The organism is Ruegeria sp. R14_0, assembly GCF_017743975.1.
In the GTDB taxonomy this organism is placed as follows: Bacteria; Pseudomonadota; Alphaproteobacteria; order Rhodobacterales; family Rhodobacteraceae; genus Ruegeria.
This window is the reverse complement of record NZ_JAGHRC010000002.1, coordinates 460,204-481,142: the sequence shown is the minus strand read 5'-3', so window position 1 is coordinate 481,142 and position 20,939 is coordinate 460,204. Positions and strand designations below refer to the sequence as shown.

20 protein-coding genes are annotated in these 20,939 nt (G+C 59.0%); 12 read left to right on the top strand and 8 right to left on the bottom strand.

Going from position 1 to position 20,939, the window contains the following annotated elements; all coding sequences use genetic code 11:
- Window positions 1–13: 13 nt before the first annotated feature.
- Entirely contained in the window at window positions 14–514 is a 501-nt protein-coding gene (locus tag J7416_RS08480) for a potassium channel family protein (RefSeq protein ID WP_209224282.1), read from the top strand.
- Between the two features lie 14 nt (window positions 515–528).
- On the opposite strand, the gene J7416_RS08475 is transcribed toward J7416_RS08480, so the two are convergent.
- The gene (locus J7416_RS08475) at window positions 529–858 is read right to left on the bottom strand and encodes a hypothetical protein (protein WP_209224281.1); all 330 of its coding nucleotides are present in this window, start codon (window positions 856–858) and stop codon (window positions 529–531) included.
- Between the two features lie 164 nt (window positions 859–1,022).
- Here J7416_RS08475 and betB point away from each other — a divergent pair, with 164 nt between their 5' ends.
- The 3 genes from betB (at window position 1,023) to J7416_RS08460 (ending at window position 6,391) form a co-directional block, all read left to right on the top strand.
- A complete protein-coding gene (gene betB / locus J7416_RS08470; protein ID WP_209224280.1) occupies window positions 1,023–2,477 on the top strand; it encodes a betaine-aldehyde dehydrogenase in 1,455 nt (484 codons plus the stop codon).
- 129 nt (window positions 2,478–2,606) lie between these two features.
- Window positions 2,607–5,051 carry an FAD-dependent oxidoreductase gene (locus J7416_RS08465; protein WP_209224279.1) on the top strand — a complete coding sequence of 815 codons (2,445 nt, stop codon included), beginning with the start codon at window positions 2,607–2,609 and terminating at the stop codon, window positions 5,049–5,051.
- On the top strand, window positions 5,048–6,391 hold the full coding sequence (locus J7416_RS08460; protein ID WP_209224278.1) for an MmgE/PrpD family protein: 1,344 nt from the start codon (window positions 5,048–5,050) through the stop codon (window positions 6,389–6,391). The genes J7416_RS08465 and J7416_RS08460 overlap by 4 nt, the downstream gene beginning before the upstream one ends.
- A gap of 61 nt (window positions 6,392–6,452) precedes the next feature.
- Here the strand turns inward: J7416_RS08460 and J7416_RS08455 are convergent, their stop codons facing one another.
- Genes J7416_RS08455 through J7416_RS08435 form a run of 5 tightly spaced genes read right to left on the bottom strand, consistent with a single transcriptional unit; the run spans window position 6,453 to window position 11,047 of the window.
- On the bottom strand, window positions 6,453–8,585 hold the full coding sequence (locus J7416_RS08455; RefSeq protein WP_209224277.1) for a hypothetical protein: 2,133 nt from the start codon (window positions 8,583–8,585) through the stop codon (window positions 6,453–6,455).
- On the bottom strand, window positions 8,582–9,451 hold the full coding sequence (gene motA / locus J7416_RS08450) for a flagellar motor stator protein MotA (protein WP_209224276.1): 870 nt from the start codon (window positions 9,449–9,451) through the stop codon (window positions 8,582–8,584). The genes J7416_RS08455 and motA overlap by 4 nt, the downstream gene beginning before the upstream one ends.
- 46 nt (window positions 9,452–9,497) lie before the next feature.
- Window positions 9,498–10,073: a hypothetical protein gene (locus J7416_RS08445; protein WP_209224275.1), complete on the bottom strand. Its 576-nt coding sequence runs from the start codon at window positions 10,071–10,073 to the stop codon at window positions 9,498–9,500.
- Entirely contained in the window at window positions 10,070–10,540 is a 471-nt protein-coding gene (locus J7416_RS08440) for a hypothetical protein (RefSeq protein ID WP_209224274.1), read from the bottom strand. The genes J7416_RS08445 and J7416_RS08440 overlap by 4 nt, the downstream gene beginning before the upstream one ends.
- Before the next feature lie 9 nt (window positions 10,541–10,549).
- A complete protein-coding gene (locus tag J7416_RS08435) occupies window positions 10,550–11,047 on the bottom strand; it encodes a flagellar basal body-associated FliL family protein (RefSeq protein ID WP_209224273.1) in 498 nt (165 codons plus the stop codon).
- Between the two features lie 119 nt (window positions 11,048–11,166).
- On the opposite strand from J7416_RS08435, the gene fliF reads away from it, so the two are divergent.
- From fliF to fliP, 4 genes are read left to right on the top strand one after another with little or no spacing between them, the layout of a single operon-like run.
- Window positions 11,167–12,756, top strand: coding sequence for a flagellar basal-body MS-ring/collar protein FliF (fliF, locus tag J7416_RS08430; RefSeq protein ID WP_209224272.1), 1,590 nt, complete (start codon window positions 11,167–11,169; stop codon window positions 12,754–12,756).
- Entirely contained in the window at window positions 12,756–13,352 is a 597-nt protein-coding gene (locus J7416_RS08425) for an ABC transporter ATP-binding protein (protein WP_209224271.1), read from the top strand. Before fliF ends, J7416_RS08425 begins: the two co-directional genes overlap by 1 nt.
- Entirely contained in the window at window positions 13,345–13,632 is a 288-nt protein-coding gene (locus tag J7416_RS08420; RefSeq protein WP_209224270.1) for a FliM/FliN family flagellar motor C-terminal domain-containing protein, read from the top strand. The genes J7416_RS08425 and J7416_RS08420 overlap by 8 nt, the downstream gene beginning before the upstream one ends.
- Window positions 13,632–14,363: a flagellar type III secretion system pore protein FliP gene (gene fliP / locus J7416_RS08415; protein WP_209224269.1), complete on the top strand. Its 732-nt coding sequence runs from the start codon at window positions 13,632–13,634 to the stop codon at window positions 14,361–14,363. Before J7416_RS08420 ends, fliP begins: the two co-directional genes overlap by 1 nt.
- A 4-nt stretch (window positions 14,364–14,367) precedes the next feature.
- On the opposite strand, the gene J7416_RS08410 is transcribed toward fliP, so the two are convergent.
- On the bottom strand, window positions 14,368–15,810 hold the full coding sequence (locus J7416_RS08410) for a HAMP domain-containing sensor histidine kinase (protein ID WP_209224268.1): 1,443 nt from the start codon (window positions 15,808–15,810) through the stop codon (window positions 14,368–14,370).
- Window positions 15,807–16,538, bottom strand: coding sequence for a response regulator transcription factor (locus J7416_RS08405; protein ID WP_209224267.1), 732 nt, complete (start codon window positions 16,536–16,538; stop codon window positions 15,807–15,809). The genes J7416_RS08410 and J7416_RS08405 overlap by 4 nt, the downstream gene beginning before the upstream one ends.
- Window positions 16,539–16,755: 217 nt before the next feature.
- On the opposite strand from J7416_RS08405, the gene J7416_RS08400 reads away from it, so the two are divergent.
- Genes J7416_RS08400 through ugpC form a run of 4 tightly spaced genes read left to right on the top strand, consistent with a single transcriptional unit; the run spans window position 16,756 to window position 20,923 of the window.
- On the top strand, window positions 16,756–18,000 hold the full coding sequence (locus tag J7416_RS08400; protein ID WP_209224266.1) for an ABC transporter substrate-binding protein: 1,245 nt from the start codon (window positions 16,756–16,758) through the stop codon (window positions 17,998–18,000).
- Window positions 18,001–18,057: 57 nt separating this feature from the next.
- Entirely contained in the window at window positions 18,058–18,930 is an 873-nt protein-coding gene (locus J7416_RS08395; RefSeq protein WP_209224265.1) for a sugar ABC transporter permease, read from the top strand.
- Complete coding sequence (locus J7416_RS08390; RefSeq protein ID WP_209224264.1) at window positions 18,923–19,822, top strand: carbohydrate ABC transporter permease; 900 nt, start codon at window positions 18,923–18,925, stop codon at window positions 19,820–19,822. The genes J7416_RS08395 and J7416_RS08390 overlap by 8 nt, the downstream gene beginning before the upstream one ends.
- Before the next feature lie 3 nt (window positions 19,823–19,825).
- On the top strand, window positions 19,826–20,923 hold the full coding sequence (ugpC, locus tag J7416_RS08385) for a sn-glycerol-3-phosphate ABC transporter ATP-binding protein UgpC (protein WP_209224263.1): 1,098 nt from the start codon (window positions 19,826–19,828) through the stop codon (window positions 20,921–20,923).
- Window positions 20,924–20,939: the final 16 nt, after the last annotated feature.

The window sequence follows — 20,939 nt, the reverse complement described above, 5'->3', positions numbered from 1 at the left end:
GATCGGAGGCGCAATGTCCCGCAAACCCACAACTTTGGCGGAATGGAAGTCGACCCTGCTGTCCGCCGCCGGAATGGTGCTGGCCAGCTTTTTGGCCTGGTTTGGCCTGTCACGCCTGAGTGAAGCCACGGCTGGTGACACAATCGGTACCTTCGCGTCAATTGTTCTGTTCATCTGGATCGTTTCGCAATCCTGGTTTTACATGACCCAGGTCACCTCTCCGCGCAGGCTGTTGTTCCTGATGGGGGTGTCGTTCATCCAAGTGGTGCCGTTCCTGTTTGCGGCCGTTTATGGCGCGTTCGGCTATAACGACAACTGCGTCATCGGGGCCGAAGGGCCGGGCGACATCCTGTATTTCTCGTATGTTACGTTCACCACGGTTGGGTATGGCGACATGTCCCCAACCGGTCTTTGCAGGGGTCTTGCGGTATCCGAAGCTGTGACCGGGTATATCTTACTAGGCTTGTTCGTGGCTGCGGCCGTCGCCTTGTATGCGCGCAACCACGAGAAATAGGCTCTGATACAGGGCTATTTGTTGTGGTCGATCCACAAAGACATGGCCCGCTTGTCCCGAAAACACTCGGACGGGATCGGGCGGCGTTTGGTGCGGGATATCCGCTCGGCAAAGGCGACCTGCTTGCCGGTTGGATAATTCGCGAAGGGGGACGGATCGACCGGCTTGTGCGCTGAAATCCAGGCGGACATTGATCGACGATCGCGCTGGGCCTCAACCGGAATTTCCAAGGCTGACTGCTGCGCGATCGCGCGGGCATACCGCATTTGCCGGTCAGTGACGGGCAGCAGGTGATAGTCGTTCGTCGGGCCGTTCAACTCGGCATTTCGGGCTTGATTAGACATCGGAATGCTCCTCTGACTATGAAGAACATATATGGAACATTAACCATTTTTTTCAAGTGGAGGCCCCCTCACATCAGCGGGAGTTTGCCGTGATGCGGTTTTATTGACTGACCAATCAATAAAAGATACACGCATGGGAAAAGACCTCTGAGAAGGAAACCGACATGAAGTTCCAGCCCACGGCGAGCCATTTCATCAATGGCGCATATGTCGAAGACACCAGTGGCGCCCCCATTGACGTGATTTACCCTGCCACGGGCAACGTCATCGCGCGACTGCATTCCGCCACGCCTGATATCGTGAATCAGGCTCTAACAAGTGCAAAAAACGCCCAGGCTGACTGGGCCGCCCTGTCTGGCACCGAGCGTGGTCGCGTCTTGCGCAGGGCGGCAGACATCATGCGCGAACGCAATCGCGAGTTGTCGATCCTGGAAACACACGACACAGGCAAACCTTTGCAGGAAACCCTGGTAGCGGATGCCACTTCGGGTGCAGACGCACTGGAGTATTTCGGGGGCCTGGCTGCGTCACTGACGGGGGAACACATCCCGCTTGGCGGTGGTGATTTTGTCTATACCATTCGCGAAGCGCTGGGTGTCTGTGTCGGCATCGGCGCATGGAACTATCCGACCCAGATCGCGTGCTGGAAAGGTGCTCCTGCATTGGCGTGTGGCAACACGATGGTTTTTAAACCGTCGGAAACCACGCCGCTGTCGGCCTTGCAGGTGGCTGAAATCCTAATCGAAGCGGGCGCGCCCAAGGGTGTTTACAACGTGATCCAGGGTTATGGCGACGTTGGTGCCTCTCTTGTGACCGACCCGCGCGTCGCCAAGGTGTCTCTGACCGGTTCGGTGCCGACCGGCCGCAAGGTCTATGCCGCTGCGGCCGATGGCATGAAGCACGTGACGATGGAATTGGGCGGAAAATCCCCGATGATCGTCTTTGATGACGCGGACATTGAAAACGCCGTATCCGGCGCGATTCTGGGCAATTTCTACTCCTCGGGTCAGGTCTGTTCGAACGGTACCCGCGTTTTTGTGCAGAAAGGGATCAAAGAGGCCTTCCTCAAGCGCCTTTCTGAACGGCTAGAAAACGCAATAATTGGCGACCCGTTGGATGAAAATGTCAATTTCGGACCGATGGTGAGCGAAAATCAGCTGAATATTGCGCTGAGCTATGTCGAAAAGGGCAAAGCCGATGGCGCGCTACTGGTCTATGGCGGCACCCGGATCGAAGGCAACGGGTACTACATGCAGCCCACGGTCTTTGCAGATGTGACCGACGACATGGCCATCGCGCGCGAGGAGATCTTTGGTCCGGTCATGTCTGTGCTGGATTTCGACACTGAACAAGAGGTTTTGGCGCGTGCCAACGACACCGAGTTCGGTCTGGCCGCTGGCGTCTTTACCAATGACCTGACCCGCGCGCACCGCGTCGTGGCCGGGTTCGAGGCGGGCACGTGCTATATCAACACCTACAACCTTGCCCCGGTCGAAGCTCCATTTGGTGGATCCAAGATGTCGGGCGTTGGGCGCGAAAACTCAAAACTGGCGATCAATCACTTCAGCGAGATGAAGACAGTCTACGTCTCGATGAACGATGTCGAGGCGCCATACTGATCAAAACCGGCTATCTTGGTTCTGTTCCCGACATTTCGCGTCGGGAACAGAGCATAAGCTGCCTGCGACCTGTGGCTGACTCCTGTCAAAGGGCGCCGATTGCGGTGCCGTCGGCAGGAGATCACGCTCATGAAAACGCACGCACAGGCCGTAGTGATCGGCGGAGGCTTGGCAGGTTGTTCGATACTCTACCATCTGGCCAAGCTTGGCTGGCGGGATGTTGTCCTGCTGGAACGGGATGAGCTGACGTCAGGGTCGACCTGGCACGCCGCGGCCAATATCCACGGCCTTCACGACAACAACAACATCACCCGCATCCAGCACTATACGATGAAACTGTATAAAGAGCTGGAGCAGGAAACCGGCCAAAGCTGCGGTGTCTTTCAACCCGGTTCGCTGTATCTGGCCCAAACCGAAGAACGCGAGCATCAGCTGCGTCTTCAGGAAGCCAAGGCCCGGTTCTATGGGCTAAACTTCTATGAGGTCAGCCGCGAGCAAGCGAAGGAACTGCACCCTCTGGCGCAGTTCGACGATATTCGCTGCATCATGTACGAACCCGACGGCGGCAATGTCGACCCCTCGGGCGTGCCACATGCCTATGCGGCTGGCGCGCGGGCCATGGGGGCCACGATTGAGCGTTTTTGCCCTGTGTTAGGCACTGATCAACAGCCAGACGGATCGTGGATCGTGCGGACTGAAAAGGGCGACATTCATACCCAGTGGGTGGTGAACGCTGCGGGGCTCTGGGGCCGAGAAGTGGCAGCGCTGGCCGGCCTGACCCTGCCTTTGCAACCGACCGAGCATCAGTATTTCGTCACCGAATCCATCGATGAAGTTGCCAATCTGGGCCGCCGCCTCCCTTCAATCGCTGACCGGGATGGCGAGTACTACTTCCGGCAGGAAGGTAACGGTCTGCTGATCGGGGCCTATGAAAAGGACATGAAGTTCTGGGCCGAGGACGGCACGCCGCTGGATTTTGCCCATGATCTGTTCCCCGACGATCTGGATCGGATCATGGAAAACGTAATCCGCGCCACTGAACGTGTGCCGGTTGCGGCCACCGCCGGGGTCAAACGGGTGATCAACGGGCCGATGATCTGGTCGCCCGATTCCAGCGCGCTTTGGGGGCCGGTGCCCGAGCTACAGAACTATTTCCTCTGCGGCGGTCTGATCCCCGGCTTTTCGCAATCGGGTGGTCTTGGGTTGTTGGCCGCGCAATGGATGATCGAGGGTGAGCCGCAATATGACATGTTCGCCTGGGATCTGGCCCGGTTCGGCGATTGGGCGGACAAGAAATTCACCAAGGCGCGGGTTGAGGATCAGTATACGCACCGTTTCGCCATCCATTTCCCGAACGAAGAACGCAGCGCCGGACGTCCCGCCCGCGTGCGCCCCGCGTACCAGATGCAAAAGGACATGGGCTGCGTCTTTGGTCTGAACTGCGGTTGGGAACACCCGCTGTGGTTTGCTGATCAACCCGGCACGGAAGAGACGATCGGCTTCACTCGCCAAAACTGGTGGGAACCGGTGGGCCGCGAGGTGAAGATGCTGCGCGAAAGTGTCGGCGTAATCGATATCTCGAACTTCGCCAACTACGTGATCAAAGGGCCGGGTGCGTATGATTGGCTGGACCGGCTGGTCGCCAACCGTGTACCGACCGAGGTAGGCCGGTCCTGCCTGACTCCGCTGATTTCCGTCCGCGGCGGTGTTGCTGGCGATTTCACAATCACCAAAGTGGCCGAGGACGAATACATGATGATCGGCTCGGGCATGGCCGAGCGCTACCATCAGCGGTTCTTCAACATGGTTGATCTGCCCAAAGACACGACGTTCGAAGTGGCAACGGACCGCATCGCTGGCTTCAACGTGGCGGGGCCAAAATCGCGCGATTTGCTGCAGCGCCTGACCAATGCGGATCTGTCGAACGAAGCGTTCCGCTTTATGCGATCGCAGACCATTGAGGTCGCCGGGGTAACTTGTCTGGCCATCCGCGTCAGCTTTACGGGCGATCTGGGATGGGAACTGCACTGCGCCGAAGAGGACCAAATCAGGCTCTATACAACGCTTCTGGAGGCGGCCAGAGAGCTGGACGGCGGTCCGGTGGGTGGTCGCGCCCTTGGGTCTCTGCGGATCGAAAAAGGGTATGGTTCATGGGGCCGCGAGTATTCGCAGGAGTATTGGCCACAGGAAGTCGGGCTGGCGGGATTGATCAAGCTGGACAAGGATTTCCTGCACAAAGACGCCTATCTTCAGGTCAAAGACAACCCCGCGCGCGAGGTGCTGTCGATCTTTGAGGTCGACGTGACGGATGCGGATGCAACAGGAGGAGAGCCAATTTTTGCCCCCGATGGCACCCCGGTGGGTCGCGTGACGTCGGGCGCCTATGGCTATTCCGTGGGTAAGTCGCTTGCTATCGGCTACGCCAATCCTGCTATTGCCCGGCCCGGGGATACGGTTGAAATTTTCATCCTTGGCAGGCCGCACAAAGCCAAAATTCTGGCTGAACCACCTTTTGATCCGTCTGGTCACCGCCTGCGCGATGTTCAGCAGAAGGTCATGGAACCAGCCAAATGAGCGGAACTTTCGAACGCGTCGCAGAGTTCGCACTGAACTGTCCGGCGGACATGATGCCAGATAGCGCAAAAGAAGCTGCAGCCCTGATGATGCTGGACACAATGGGCATCCTCATCGCCTCCGGTCCGATGGAAGCTGGCGTGATTGCTCGCGGTACGGCGGCCTTGCTTTATGCCAGTTCTGACGCGGGCTATAGCGTTCCGATGATGTTTGACGGTCGACCTGTCAGTATGGCAGGGGCTGCCTTTGCGGCCGCGACCCAAACCGACAATCTGGATGGGCATGACGGTTACAACCCAACTAAGGGTCATATCGGCGTTGTTGTGCTGCCAGCGCTCATCGCGTTGGGTGCGCATTGCCCGGATGTATCTGGCCCCGACGCACTGGCGGCCGTGATCACCGGTTACGAGGTCGCGGGGCGGGCGGGCATGTCGCTGCACGCATCGGTCAGTGACTATCACACGTCCGGCGCGTGGAATGCGCTAGGCGTAGTCGCCATGGCCGCGCGTTTGCGTGGTCATTCGGCGGGGCAGTTTCGACAGGCACTGGGGATCGCCGAATATCATGGCCCGCGCAGCCAGATGATGCGCGAAATCGCGAACCCGACCATGTTGCATGACGGATCAGGCTGGGGCGCTATGGTCGGTATCTCCTCGGCGATTTTGGCCGAGCGTGGGTTCACCGGAGCACCAGCAATCACCATCGAAGCTGATGATGTCGCCGCGTTCTGGGCCGATCTTGGCCAATTCTGGCAGGTCGAGCATCAATATGTGAAACCTTACCCCATATGCCGTTGGGCGCATGCGGCAATCGACGGTGTGCGTGCGGTGATGATCGAGCATGACCTGACTCATGATCAGATCCGATCCCTACACATCAACAGCTTTCACGAAGCTGCCTGTCTTTACGGTGGGATGCCTGAGACGACATCTCAGGCACAGTATTCGCTGCCCTTTGCGGTGGCAGTTCAGGCGATCTATGGCCGGATCGGGGTTGAGCATATCTCGGGCACCGGCCTGTCTGATCCGTCTGTGGCGGCTATGCTGCCGCGCATACACGTCCGCGAGGATGCGCGTCATAGTACCCGTTTTCCCAAAGGGCGATGGGCCGATGTCACATTGGAAACGACTGATGGGCGCAGCTTGACATCTGGCGATATTCACGCGCGCGGAGGGCCGGAAGGCCCGTTCAGCAAAGAGGATGTGGTCGCAAAGTACACGGACTTTTCTGCGCCTGTTGTCGGACCGGACCGTGCGGATGCGATCCGGGATGCCATTCTGGGTTGGACCAAACCCGGCTCCAAGATTTCTGACTTGTTGCCTTTGGTGTTCGATCCGTAAAGGTAAAGTCAGTCAGGACTGGTGCGGCGACTGCACACTGGCCGCCGGTTTAGCGCGCCTGTCAAGGGGTTACCTTCGCCAGCAAGTCCAAAATGCGTTCTCGTGTTTGTGCGCTGTCGTCTAACAGGCTCTGCGCATCGGCAAGGGGTTTGTCGGGTGTTCGTTCGGGCGGGGCAGAGAGGTTCTGCGTTGTTTGGCGAATGGCCGAGAACTTTGACCCACTTGCTTCGTCCACCGTTTCAGGGCGATCTGCCAGCCATACATACCGGTCGGCTTTTTCGCCCTGTCCGATCTCTCGCAAAAGTTTGGCTGTTGCCTCATAATCTTCCGTCATCTGCAGCGCCTGTCCCCGCAACACTTGAGCCGCGTCTGAGGGATCATCTGCAAGTTCCAGCATTGCCTGACGCGGTCGACCCTGAAGCAGGGCGGCCTGCGCGCGAATCCTGGCACGGTCTAAGCGCCGCGCCCTGTCCTGCGACCGGCTGGCCAGTTCCAACGCGGCATTGGCAAAACCCAGCGCGGCCAGTCTTTCGGCCGCAGCAACTGCGGTATCTGTTGACAGCGCCTGTTTCTGCGATGGCGTCAGCGTTAACGCGCGACGCAGGAATGTCGCGTCGTCGGCCCGCTCGGCCAGGACAAGGGTTACACGATTCAGTGCCTCGGATCCTCCAGTGTCATGCGCCTGCAATAGATCCATTGCCTGATCAAACTCATGCCCTAGGCTAAGCGCGACGATCTGTGTTTGCAGCATCTGGGGGCCAATGTCTGATCGATGAAATTCGTGGATATAGGATGCTGCAAGTTCAAGCTCCTGCGGGGAAACGGATCCGCGGTCCGACCAGCGCTTGTCGACCAGACGCGCAAGCGCCAGTGGTGCTTCAAGCTCGGCGCCCGAGGACTCGATTACCTGGTTTAAAAAGGCCTCGGACTTGGGCCCATCGCCTTCGGCGGCAGCAACTTTGGCCTTTGCTTGGGACGTATCGGCGCTGGCGTCGGTTTCGACACGGTCGACCGAACGCAGCACACGCCGCGCGCCCTCCAGATGATCCGCATCCGTCAGAATCTCTGCCAGAGTCGGTCCAACATGGCGACGCAAATGGTCCGGCAGCCGCACAAAAGACTGCTCAATCACTTGCAGGTCGGCCTCTTCCGTCAATTTGCCTTCGGTCAAGACCGCCCATAACGCGGCATCACTTTCGCAGCGTTGAAGGTCTGCGAACGGGTTTGGCTTTGGCGCTGGCGTGCCGTCCAGATACCTGGCGATGGCCGCAATCTGATCCGCACCCGGGGTTTGGTTGCCCAGCAGGTCCAGCGCCTGCAGCGCCTCTGCACCAAAGCCGGAATAGGCATATAATTGCGCCAGTTTGAGAACCTTCTTTTTGTCGATGTGGTCAAACTCTTGAAACATCGAACTGCGCAGTGACGCGACTTGTTCCGGGAACGGGCCGGTTCCGGCCCAGGTCTCAAACCCAAGATCGGCGTTTGAAATGCAGGGCGGGCGCTTTTCAAGCTGCGGAAGTGAGGGCCCCAACAGCTCGTTCAAACCGTCCAACACTGATGTCACATTTACGTTCGCATTCAAATCCGATGGGATGAATGGTCCATTTGCAGCGACAGTTGGTCGTGGTCCGACCGGTGCCAACTGCAAATCCACTATTTCCCGATCCGCCCCTCGCAGCAGAAGCGTTGACAGTTGGTTTTCATAGCGTTGAGCGCTGAGATTGAGCAGCGGCAGCTCTAGCTGTTTCAGGTTCTGTGCCAGCAACGGGTCTTTTACCTTCTCCGCTTTCGGCAAGACTTGCGGCGGAATATCCGGGCTGAGCGGAGGAAGCGTTGTGCCCGGTGCGATATCCACCACGATCATTGTTTCTTTGTACAAAAAGGCAGAGGCAACGCAGTCGCACCCGAACTGCATCTCAAGGGCAGAGCCGGGCTCCGATTGTGCAATTGTCGCCAATCGACCCTGCGTCAAACGTTGGAACACGGATCGAGTATCAAATGTGACCTCATCCAGTTCAACGCTAAGGCGTGCCGCGTTCTTTTTGTGTGAAAGTACCCAGTCGGTGCCGGTCGGAACCTGGGCGACCAGACGGGTGTAGCCGTCATGTTCACCCGAGCGCACGGTCACGTCCCGCGCCTGCGCAAGCGAAGCCGCCGCGCTTAACGCCCCTGCAAGGAAGATGGTCCGTATCATGCCGCAGCCTGTTTGAGTTCTTTCAGCGCTTCTTCAAGCTCGGAGAAACCGGGCCGGTTGTGTGTTGGTGTGTTCTGGCGACCAACTTCGATACACATGGCTGCATTGTGGTTGTGCAGGTTTGCGACCAGAACCTCTTTGATCAATTGATAGAAATGGTTGTCTTCTTCGACCACGGCTTTCAGTTTGCCCGCAAAGGGACCAACAAGACCGTAGGCCAGGAAAACGCCAAGGAACGTCCCGACCAAAGCACCGCCGATCAGTTTGCCCAAAACTTCTGGTGGCTGGTCAATAGACCCCATTGTCTTGATAACGCCGAGAACCGCGGCCACGATCCCAAGCGCAGGCAGGCCGTCTGCCACCGTTTGCAAGGCATGGCTCGAGTGCATCGCGTGATGGAAGTTCGCCTCCATCCGCTTTTCCAGCACCTCTTCCACCTGATGCGGGTCGTCATAATTCATCGACGCCGAACGCATCGTGTCGCAGATCAGATCAACGGCTTCCTTATCCGCCTTGATCTTTGGGTAGGCTGCGAACAGTGATGAGTTTTCGGGATCTTCGATATGCTGTTCCACCTCGACCGGATTGGCCTTGGCGATGCGAATGAGCGAAAACAAAAGGCAAAGCAGGTCGCGGTAGTCTTCTGGCTTCCACTTTGGGCCTTTGAAGACTTTGCCCATGTCCTTGAGTGTATGTTTGACCGCGCTCATGTCATTGCTGATCAGAAACGCACCAACAGCGGCCCCGCCAATCATCATCATCTCGAACGGGAGCGATTTCAAAATGATCGTCATCTTGCCACCAGCAGCCAGGTAGCCGCCGAAGACCATGGCGAAGATGACGACGATTCCGATAATTCCGATCATGGGCGGTCTCCTGCAATGTCAGATGCGAAAGTGATAAACATGCCGATCATTCCTGTGGGGCTGCGGCGTTTCGGCCGGCCATGATGACACTGATTGTATAGGCTGCCTCGGGGCTTAGCCCGGCCAGGACACCTGCGGCGGCGTCCGGCGGCATGCGGGACAGAAAACCAGCTGCGAAACCGGGGTCCATTGTTTCAAAAAGTGCGGCGGCATCTTTTGGCTTCATGCTCTGATACACGTCGGTCAGACGTGTCAGATCCGTCTCAGCCGCCTTTTCCGCGAACGCCAGGGTTTGCCGCAAAGACTCCTCGGCCTCTTGCAGCGCAACCAATCGCGTCTCGATGGCCTGATCGGCAATCTCCAGTGCCTTTTCTCTGTCCACCACAGCCGCCTCTCGTTTTTTGAGGGCGTCTTCCCGGCGCAGCAACTCTGTCAGCAGTTCCTGTGCTCCGGGCAGCTGGGGTTGGCGACCGGCAGGTTCTGCCGGCTCGGGCTCGGCGCTTTTGGCCAAGGCCGGACCGGCCTCGAATCCGACCCGGATCGCCGCTGAGCCGATCATCAGCATCGCGATAACCGCAAGAACACCGCTTTTTGGACGATTGTCCGCAGACTTCCGCGTCATGCCGTGGCCTCACTGCGGTTGTGGCGCAGGAACATCAGGCCACCGGGTTTCTTTGCCAAAGGTTCGGCGACAGGTTCATCCTCGCCCTCGCCCTCGGGTTCGGCGCTGGGCTGCGGGCGCGCTGATACAGCCTCTGGTGCCGATTCTGGTTCTTTCGAAACCTCAGCGGCCGTTTCGTCTTGCGGCACGACGTCGTGCAGAGAAGCCATCATTAGCTCAAGCCGCTGAGCAACGGATTCAGCGCGTTCCGTCAACGCGTTCAGTGTCGCACCGGACTGGTCCGAGGCGTCCCGGGCTGAATCAAGCGACTTTTTCAGCTCTTCGGCTTGGGAGGATAAGACCGCCACCGCGCCGCCCACGCCTTTTTCAAGGTCGGTAAAGCGTTTCAACCGCCGCGACAGAACGAAACAGTAAAGACCCGCACCCAACGCGCCGGCAACCAGCAAAATATCCGCAATCAGCTCCAATTTCGCCTCCTAGTTCAGTACAAATTCCATGACGAGCACGTCGCGCACGCGACCCTCACCGACGACGATCTCGATACGCCGCAGCAGGTGCCCGCGGATGCGCATGAGTGCGAGCGAATCCTCAAGGTCCGACACCTCGATCGCGCGCAGATAGCCGTTCAACACGTCCATGATTCGCGGTTTCATTTTCTCCACATCCGCCTGGTATTGCGCGTTCACCTCAAGCTGGGCGTGGAACTTCAAATGCCGCGAATCGCCAGTGTCGACAGAGACAATTACTGGGGCGAGATCGACAAAGCTGACCTTTGGGAGGGCCTTGGCGGGCGTGTCCGCGCCCTTGTCCGCAGCCTCCGTCGCTGCAGATTTCCCACCAAACGGCAACAGGCCTGACGTGGTCAGGAAATACCCGCCCGCAGCGCCGGCAATTGCCAGAATCACCCCTATGATCATTCCCTTTTTCCCAGATTTTTCCGGGACTTCTGCCTGTTCTGCAGTCGCGTCGGTCATGACGTCCTCATTCCTTCAATCTGCAATCGTCATAACCTGGCAGGGACTAACCGATTGTTAAGGGCAATCGTCCAAACAAGGGATGCGCCGGGCAGAATGTCGGCGAGTCGGAGGTGAGCGTGCAGCAGATTGGAACTGTCTGGGCAAATTTGGACAGGCGTAAACAAATCATCGTCGCCGGTGCAGGAGTACTGGTTTTCCTGGGGATACTCGCGATGTCGCGGCTGGTGACCGCGCCGTCGATGACCCTGCTTTATGCCGGACTGGAAAGCGGCGCAGCGGGAGACATCGTCCGCTCGCTGGATCAACGCGGTGTGCAGTACGAGATTCGTGGGGGCTCGATCTATGTTCCCGGTGCGCAGCGGGATGAGCTGCGTATGACCCTTGCCAGCGAGGGCCTGCCCGCCAATGGAAACAGAGGGTATGAACTGCTGGATTCTCTCAGCGGTTTCGGCACCACGTCGCAGATGTTCGACGCCGCCTATTGGCGCGCCAAGGAAGGCGAGCTGGCCCGAACCATCGTCGGCAGCCCTCATGTCAGCCAGGCTCGAGTCCATATTGCCAACGGATCGTCGAATCCATTTCAACGCAGCGTCGCCCCGACTGCCTCGGTCTACCTGGTTGCGTCCGGCGCGGACATCACGGCAGATCAGGCCAAGGCGATCCGGTTCCTGGTTTCATCGGCTGTCAGTGGCCTGGCGCCGGAAAATGTCACTGTGATCGACTCGAATGGCGCGGTGATCGGGGCGCAGGACAACCCGGTGGCTTCAGATACCGCGGACGATAAATCCCGCCAGTTGCGGGAGCGGGTGCTGCGTCTGGTCGAGGCGCGTGTGGGCACAGGAAATGCCGTGGTCGAAGTCAGCGTCGATACGGTCACAAAGACCGAATCGATCCGCGAACGGCGTTTTGATCCCAATAGTCGCGTAGCCATCAGCACCGACGTTGAAGAGCGTTCTGATAGTGCTCGCAATCAGTCGGGGGACGTAACGGTTGCGTCGAACCTGCCAGACGGCGACGGCGCAGGCGGAGACGAGTCCAATTCGAACGCGACGCAGACGCGTGAGCGGATCAACTATGAAGTCTCAGAAACTGAACTTGAGGTACATAACGGTCCCGGCGCTATCAAACGACTGACCGTTGCAGTGTTGGTAAACGGAACCCGGTCGGTCGGGGCGGATGGGGTGGAAACCTTTACCCCTATGCCTCAGGCTGAACTGGATGCCTTGCAAGAGCTGGTCGCGTCGGCCGTTGGGTTCGATGCAGAACGCGGGGATGTGATCACGCTGAAGTCGCTGGACCTGCCCGCTGTCGCGCCTCAGGGGACGCTGGCAACGGCATCGCTGTGGCAGAAGGTACATTTCGATGTGATGTCGCTGATCCAGATGGCGGTTCTGGCGCTTGTATCTCTGGTGCTTGGCCTATTTGTCGTCCGCCCCATCCTGACACAGGCGGCCGCCGCCCCGGCCCTGTTGCCGGCGGGCGCGACCCCCGAGCCTGACACAATCCTGACCGGAGAAATCGCAACCGAAGACAGCGGAGAATTCACCTCTCTGCCCGGGCAGGTGCCAGGCGGGACTGTGCCAGCTTTGGCGACGGGTACAGGGGCCGACCCGGTGGATCGGCTGCGCGCGATGATTGGCGACAAGCAGGAGGAAACGGTCGAGATTCTGCGCAGCTGGCTGGAAGAAGGTGAGGAGCGTGTGTGATGTCGATTGCCCATCTTCTTGAAGATTTCACCCTGCAGGCCAATGGGGGTCAGTTGCATGTCCTGGATGAGGACGCACTGGAAGAACAAAGGCTTGCCTCGTTTGATCAGGGCTACAGTGCAGGCTGGGAGGACGCCACCCAAGCGCAAGAGAGCAGCCGGGGGCAGGTTTCCGACGATCTGGCCAGATCGCTCGAGGATATGTCTTTCACTTACCATGAGGCTGTTCACTGGATGGCCCAGTCCCTTGAACCCATGTTTCAGAGTCTAACAAAGGTGGTTTTACCCGAAACGATGGACCGGGGGTTCGCTGCCCGCCTCGCGGAAGAACTCACTGATATGGCCCGCACGCAGATCGGACAGCCGATGCGGGTTTTTGTACCCGAGGGACGCGCGGCCGAAGTGGAAGGCATGATTCCTAACGCAATATCCTCACCGGTGCAGGTTGTCGAAGACGCCTCGCTCGACCTTGGGCAGGCGCGGCTCAAGGTGGGGATTTCCCAGCGCGAAGTGGATTGCAGCGGAGTGCTGGCTGCGATCGATCAAGCCTTTCAGGCGTATGTTTTTCAGGCAAAAGAGGCAGTGAACCATGAGTGATCCGCAGACCCCGAGAACCGAAAAGGCCAACCCGTTTGAGGCCGTTCCGATCGAAGTCACCGTGTCGGTGGGTCGAGCGCGCCCGCTGATCCGCGATCTGCTAAGCATGGGCGAAAACGCCGTTTTGACGCTGGACAAACGCATCGAAGACCCGGTGGACCTTTATGTTGGGGATCAACTTGTCGCGCGCGGCCTATTGGAAGAGATGGAGGGAGAGCAGGCGGGTCAACTTGCCGTGCGCCTGACCGAAATCGCTGATCTTCAAAACGGTATCGGCTGATGCACCGGCTACTGTTGCTGGTGGTCGTGCTTGCCGCGTTGACCCCGTCTCTGGCTTCGGCACAAGAGGTGTCGATCTCGCTGGGCGAGGGCGGCTCGATCTCGGCGCGCACGATCCAGCTGATCCTGTTGATTACGGTGCTCAGCCTCGCGCCCGGGCTTGCGATCATGATCACCTGTTTTCCGTTTTTGATTACCGTTTTGGCCATCTTGCGGCAGGGGATCGGCTTGCAGCAGTCTCCGCCGAATATGCTGATCGTCAGCCTTGCTCTGTTCCTGACCTATTTCATCATGGATCCGGTTTTTACCGAAGCCTGGACAGCTGGCATCCGCCCAATGGTCAATGAGACGATGGAGGTTGAGCCCGCTTTGGAACGCGCCGTGCAACCGTTTCGCGATTTCATGGCGGCTCGTCTGGACCCTGATACGTTTCACGCCATGGCCGCTTTGCGCCCCGAAGGGGATGCTATCCCTCTGTCGCCCGATGCGCCGCTGTCGATCCTGATGCCGTCCTTCATGCTGTCGGAAATCGCGCGTGCCTTTCAGATTGGGTTTCTGGTGTTCCTGCCCTTTCTGATTATCGATCTTGTGGTTGCCGCGGTCTTGATGTCGATGGGCATGATGATGGTGCCACCGGCCATCGTGTCGCTGCCGTTCAAGCTGGCGTTTTTTGTCATTGCCGATGGCTGGTCGTTGATCGCCCGCGCACTTGTGCGCAGTTATGCGACCTGAGTACTCACTGCCGAGCGATCTGCAGACAGGCGCGCAGGCCGCAGTCTCCGGCCTCAAAGCGCATTTCTCCGCCATGTTGCTCGGCTACGGTGGAGGCAATTGTCAGGCCCAAGCCGAATCCGTCCGATGATCCGGTGTTCGATCCGCGCCGAAACGGGGCCATCAGGTTTTCGATATCGGAGACGGAAAGGTCAGTGCCCTTATCCTCGACCGTGATGGTGGCCGTGGTCGCGTCAGTCTCCAACTGGACCTCGGCATGACGCCCGTATTTCAGGGCGTTGTCGATCAGGTTGGTCAGCGCGCGCCGCAGAGAAATCGGCCGCGCTACGACCAATACGCGGCGCGTCTCGGTAAGCTGACCATGACCACGCCGGGACATAAAGACGGATGTGGCCCCTTCGACCGCGACGGGATCGGTCTGTTTCAGGGTCACGGGCAGGTCCATGTCCTGATAGTCGGCGACCAACGACTCGACCAGAGAGGTCAGGGAGATCTGTTGTGGTTCCTCGACATCCAGTTCGGACCGCGTGTAGGTCAGGACGCTTTCGATCATGCCGGTCATCTGGTCCACGTCCGCCTCAAGCTTTTCGCGCAGTTCGTCATCAGCGATCAGGGCCGCACGCAGGCGCACGCGGGTCGCGGGAGTGCCAAGATCGTGGCTGACGCCGGACAAGACCGTCGCGCGTTTTTCCAGCTGAGCGCGCTCGGCATCCAGATGGGCGTTCACGGCTGAAACGATATTGCGCAGCTCATCCGGGCCATCAGCCTCATAGCTTTCCGGTCCGCCCAACCGCTGCCGTTGGCGTAGGGCGTGCGCGAACCGGGTGAAGGTATCCGAAACGTTGCTGACCGAAGACAGGATGATCGCAAGCGCGACAATCCCCAACAGAACGGCGGGCAGGCGCAAATCCATCGGTGCGGCCTGACAGCCCCAGATCCGCGTCCCATCCACCTGATACCAAGCTTCACGCCCGAATTTTGCGATCAGGATCGGTTCGCTGCAATAGGTGGCCAACAACCGGGTCAGGTTGCCCATCTTCTCGGGACCGGTTTGATCAATGCCCGAGACGATGTCTGACACAGGATAGATCAGCCGGTCAGACAGGATCGCGACCGTCAGCTCGCGCCCGCTGAGCGGCGACGAACTGTCCGTCAGGATCGACAGGTTGGTGACAAACCGGCGGTCCGAGAACCCGGGCAGGCGCTGGAATTCGCCATTTTCGGCCAGCGCGGCATCTTTCGGCGACAAGCGTGTGATCGAAAGACCCTCGGACGGGGCCATGCCGGTGCGCAACTCTTCGTACACCGTGAATCCGGCGACGAAGGATTGGATCAGGTAATCATTCCAGGCACGCGCCGATGCGAACCACAGCCCGGCTGAAACAAGCCCCGCGGCAAAAGCCGACAACGCCCACAGCAATCCCAGATTGCGCAGTCGCAGGGTCATTCTTCGACCGCGATGTCAGCGGCAAAGATATAACCGACCCCGCGTTCCGTGCGCAGCATTTGCGGATCTTTCGGGTTCGCCTCAATCTTGGACCGCAGGCGACCCACCAGCATGTCGATGGCGCGCCCCTGCGCCTCGGGCTTGTCGCTGTCGCCGGTCACATCCAGCGCGGCGACGATCTCTTCTCGGGTCAGCGGGATATGCGGATTGGCCAGCAGCACCTTGAGCAGGGCGGTTTCCCGTTGCGACAGAGACACCAGATAGCCTTCGGGGGAGTGTAGGTCGTCGCGCTTTCCGTTATAGACCCAACCGTCAAAGCGGAAGGTGCGGGTTCGTCGACGATAGGCCAGCGACGACGACCGCCGCGCGCGTTGCATCACCGCGCGAATACGGGCCAGCATCAGTTGCGGGTTGAACGGCTTGGCGATGTAGTCATCCGCCCCAACCTCATAACCGGCCATGCGCTGATGGTCTGCGGACAGGGCCGAGACCAGGATGATCGGCACATCCTGTTCGCGCCGCAGCCGGGCGCAAATGTCGATGCCGTTCTCATCCCCCAGCATCACATCCAGCAGGATCAGGTCGATCCGGCCGTTGGACAAGTGCGAACGGATTTCACGCTCGGTGCTGGCGGGCAGGGCGATGAACCCGTTCTTTTGCATCAGTTGAGTCATCATCGACCGCATGTCCGGGTCGTCATCCACCACCAGAAGCCGCGGAATGCTCACTCTGTCTGTCCTCCCGATAATATTCCTCCGACGTCGTCAATTGTAACGAACGGAAACGGATTCAATGTCAACGTAACACGCTGTAACAAAAGTGGTGAAAAATTGGGCTTCGTCTGCATCTTGGCGCGGATTACGCGTTGTCAGATGGCATTCGGCCCTCAGTAATAGCGCAATCGCTGCTTCGGCAGCCATTGAGTTCTCAGGGAGGAGACAAGACATGAATCGTTTTGCATTTGCCACCGTATCGACGCTGGCTGTTGCGGCCGCATCGTCGGTTGTGGCCGAGCCGCAGGCTGAGGTTCTGCACTGGTGGACCTCGGGCGGTGAGGCCAAGTCGGTCGCTGTTCTGCAGGAAGAATTTGCCTCGAACGGCGGTACATGGACCGACATGCCGGTCGCAGGTGGTGGCGGTGACGCCGCGATGACCGCGCTGCGGGCCCGTGTTCTGGCGGGCAACGCGCCGGCTGCCGTTCAGTTGAAAGGCCCCGCCATTCAGGAATGGTATGAAGAGGGCGTTCTGGCCGACATCTCGTCCGTCGCCGAGGCTGAAGGCTGGGCCGAAGTGCTGCCCGCATCGATCGCGGGTCACATGAAGTGTGAGGGCACCTGGTGCGCGGCACCGGTGAACGTGCACCGTGTGGACTGGATCTGGGCCAACGCAGACGTTCTGGCGGCAAACGGCATCGAAATGCCGACCACTTGGGAAGAGTTCAACGCCGCCGCGGACAAGCTGCAGGCCGCTGGTGTGATCCCGCTGGCCCATGGTGGTCAGGCATGGCAGGACGCGACCGTCTTTGAAACGGTGGTTCTGGGCATTGGCGGGCCTGAGTTCTTCCAGAAGGCACTGGTTGATCTGGACCCTGAAGCGCTGACGTCGGACACGATGGTTCAGGTCTTTGACCAGATGCGCACCCTGCGTGGCTATGTGGATGAGAACTTCTCGGGCCGTGATTGGAACCTGGCGACTGCCATGGTCATGAACGGCGAAGCGGCGTTCCAGATCATGGGCGACTGGGCCAAGGGTGAATTCCTGGCGGCTGGCAAGAAGCCGGGCGAGGACTTCCTGTGCGCCTCGACCCCAGGTGACGGTTACTTGTACAACGTTGACAGCTTTGCCATGTTCGACGTGGAAGGCGACGACAAGAAAGCCGGTCAGGACCTGCTGGCCAAGCTGATTGTCGCGCCGAACTTCCAGAAAGTGTTCAACCTGAACAAAGGCTCGATCCCTGCACGGACCGACGTGGCGCTGGATGACTTCGACATCTGTGCCAACCTGTCAGCCAAAGACATGGGCGCGACCTCGGACGCCGGTTCACTGCTGCCGTCCTATGCCCATGGCATGGCCCTGCGCGGATCGCAGTCCGGTGCGATCACCGACGTCGTGACCGCGCATTTCAACTCGGATATGTCCTCGGCTGACGCGGTTCAGCAACTGGCGGACGCGGTAGCAAACAGCTACTGATCCAACACGCTCTGCCCCCTATACTGAGGGGCAGAGCACCTTTCCCCGGAGGCTAAAATGTCCGAATGGCTGGAAAACCACCTGCCCAAGGTGGTGCTGGCACCGTCGTTCATCGCCGTATTGATCTTTGTCTACGGCTTTATCGGATGGACTGCATGGGTGTCGCTGACCCGATCGAAACTACTGCCGAAATACGAGATCAAGGGCTTCATTCAATATGAGCGCCTGTTCGACTCACCCCGCTGGGACACGGCAATCAACAACCTGTATGTCTTTGGCGCGCTGTTCATCGTGATCGCGATGGTGCTGGGCCTGTTGCTGGCCATCCTGCTGGATCAGAAGATCCGCGCCGAAGGAGCGATCCGCACGATCTACCTGTACCCAATGGCGCTGTCGATGATCGTTACCGGCACCGCGTGGAAATGGATTTTGAACCCCGGTCTGGGGATCGAGTCCATGGTGCAGGGCTGGGGCTTTCCGAATTTCGAGTTCGACTGGCTGGTGAACCCTGACTACGCCATCTACACCATCGTGATGGCCGCGATCTGGCAGAGCTCAGGCTTCGTCATGGCGCTGTTTCTTGCCGGGCTGCGGTCTGTGGACGGAGAGATCATCAAGGCCGCGCAGGTCGATGGCATCCCCACATGGCGCATCTATACGGCGATCATCATCCCTTCGATGGCCCCGATCTTCCTGTCCGCCTTCATCGTGCTGGCCCACCTCGCGATCAAAAGCTTTGACCTTGTCATTGCGCTGACAGGCGGTGGTCCGGGTTACGCAACCGATTTGCCGGCCACCTACATGTACGCCATGGCGTTTTCGCGCGGTGATATTGGTCAGGCGGCCTCGTCTGCAATGATCATGATGCTGGTCGTCTTTGCCATCGTGGTTCCTTACCTTTATTCAGAACTGAGGGCTAAAAATGACTGATATTTCGATGCCCCAAACCCAAACCCGCACCCAAAGTGGCACTGGCAAGATTGCCCTGCGTTGGTTGCTGTATGTCCTGTTGGGCCTGTTCGCGCTGTACTACCTGATGCCGCTGTTCGTAATGGTCACTACGTCGCTGAAAAGCCTTGAGGAAATCCGCACTGGCTCTCTCATCTCACTGCCGCGCGAAGTCAGCTTCGACGCCTGGAAAACCGCATGGTCAGGCGCTTGCACCGGTATCCAGTGTGAAGGTCTGCGGCCCTATTTCTGGAACTCGGTCCTGATTGCTGTGCCGGCGGTGGCGATCTCGACCCTGCTGGGTGCGCTGAACGGCTATGTCGTGGCGCAGTGGCGGTTCAAAGGGGCCAACATCATCTTCTCGCTGATGCTGTTTGGTTGCTTTATCCCGTTCCAAGTGGTGCTGCTGCCGATGGCGCGTCTGCTGGGCATGATGGGGATCGCCGGAACCATTCCGGGCCTGATCTTCGTCCACGTCATCTACGGGCTGGGCTTCACCACGCTGTTCTTCCGCAACTACTATGTCACCATCCCGGCCGAGTTGACTAAGGCTGCCCGTGTAGATGGGGCCGGTTTCCTGCGGATCTTCTGGTCGATCTTCCTGCCGCTGTCGCTGCCCATCGTTGTGGTGACCGTTATCTGGCAGTTCACGCAAATCTGGAACGACTTTCTGTTCGGCGTGTCGTTCAGCCAGGCAGGCACGCAGCCCGTGACCGTTGCCCTCAACAACATTGTTAACTCCACCACCGGCGTCAAAGAGTACAACGTCGACATGGCCGCCGCGATCATCGCGGGTCTGCCGACGCTGCTCGTCTATGTCGTTGCCGGTAAGTATTTCATCCGCGGCCTGACCGCCGGTTCCGTGAAGGGATAACCCATGGCTCCCATCCTTGATATCAACAAACTCTATAAGAATTACGGTGCGACCGAGATTCTGAAGGACATCAACATCTCGATCGAACCGGGCGATTTCCTGGTGCTGGTCGGCCCCTCGGGCTGCGGTAAGTCCACCTTGCTGAACTGCATCGCGGGGCTTGAGGAAATCACCGGCGGGACGCTGTCCATCGGTGGCAACGACATGACCCATGTCAGCCCCAAGGACCGTGACATCGCGATGGTGTTCCAGTCCTACGCTCTGTACCCGACCATGACCGTGGCCAAGAACATCACGTTCGGCATGAAGGTCCGCGGGGTCGATCAGGCCACGCAGGATGCCAAGCTGAAAGAGGTCGCCTCGCTGCTGCAGATCGAACCCTTGCTGAACCGCCGCCCCAGCCAATTGTCGGGTGGTCAGCGTCAGCGGGTTGCGATGGGTCGCGCGCTGGTGCGCGATCCCAAACTGTTTCTGTTTGACGAGCCGCTGTCGAACCTCGACGCCAAGCTTCGGGTTGAGATGCGGACCGAGATCAAGAAGCTGCACCAGACGTTGGATGCCTCGATCGTCTATGTGACCCATGACCAGATCGAAGCGATGACCTTGGCCACTAAGATCGTGGTTCTCAAGGGTGGAGTGGTGCAGCAGATTGGTACTCCGGCCGAGATCTATAACAACCCGGCCAACCTGTTTGTGGCCGATTTCATGGGCTCGCCTGCGATGAACCTGATCCCGGCGCAAGCGACCAGGAATGGCTCGGGCACCCAGATCGCCATCGCGCGCGACCAAGGCGAAACGCTGGTGTTGAACGACGCACGCGATCTGTCGCTGCCACAGGATGTCATTCTGGGCCTGCGTCCCGAAGATATTGCTGAGGCCGGGTTCCGGGCTGGCGACGGCGTTCAGGAAGCGGCTTGCATGGTCGATATGGTGGAACCCGCCGGGGCCGACACCTATGTGGTATCGGAACTGGGCGGCAAACAGGTCACCGCACGCTTGCATGCGGAAACCAGCGCACAGGCGGGCAAGATGCTCAACCTTGCCTTCGACATGAGCAAGGTGTCGTACTTTGCCAAGGAAACGGGCGAGCGCCTGAACTAAACGCAAAAGCGCCGCG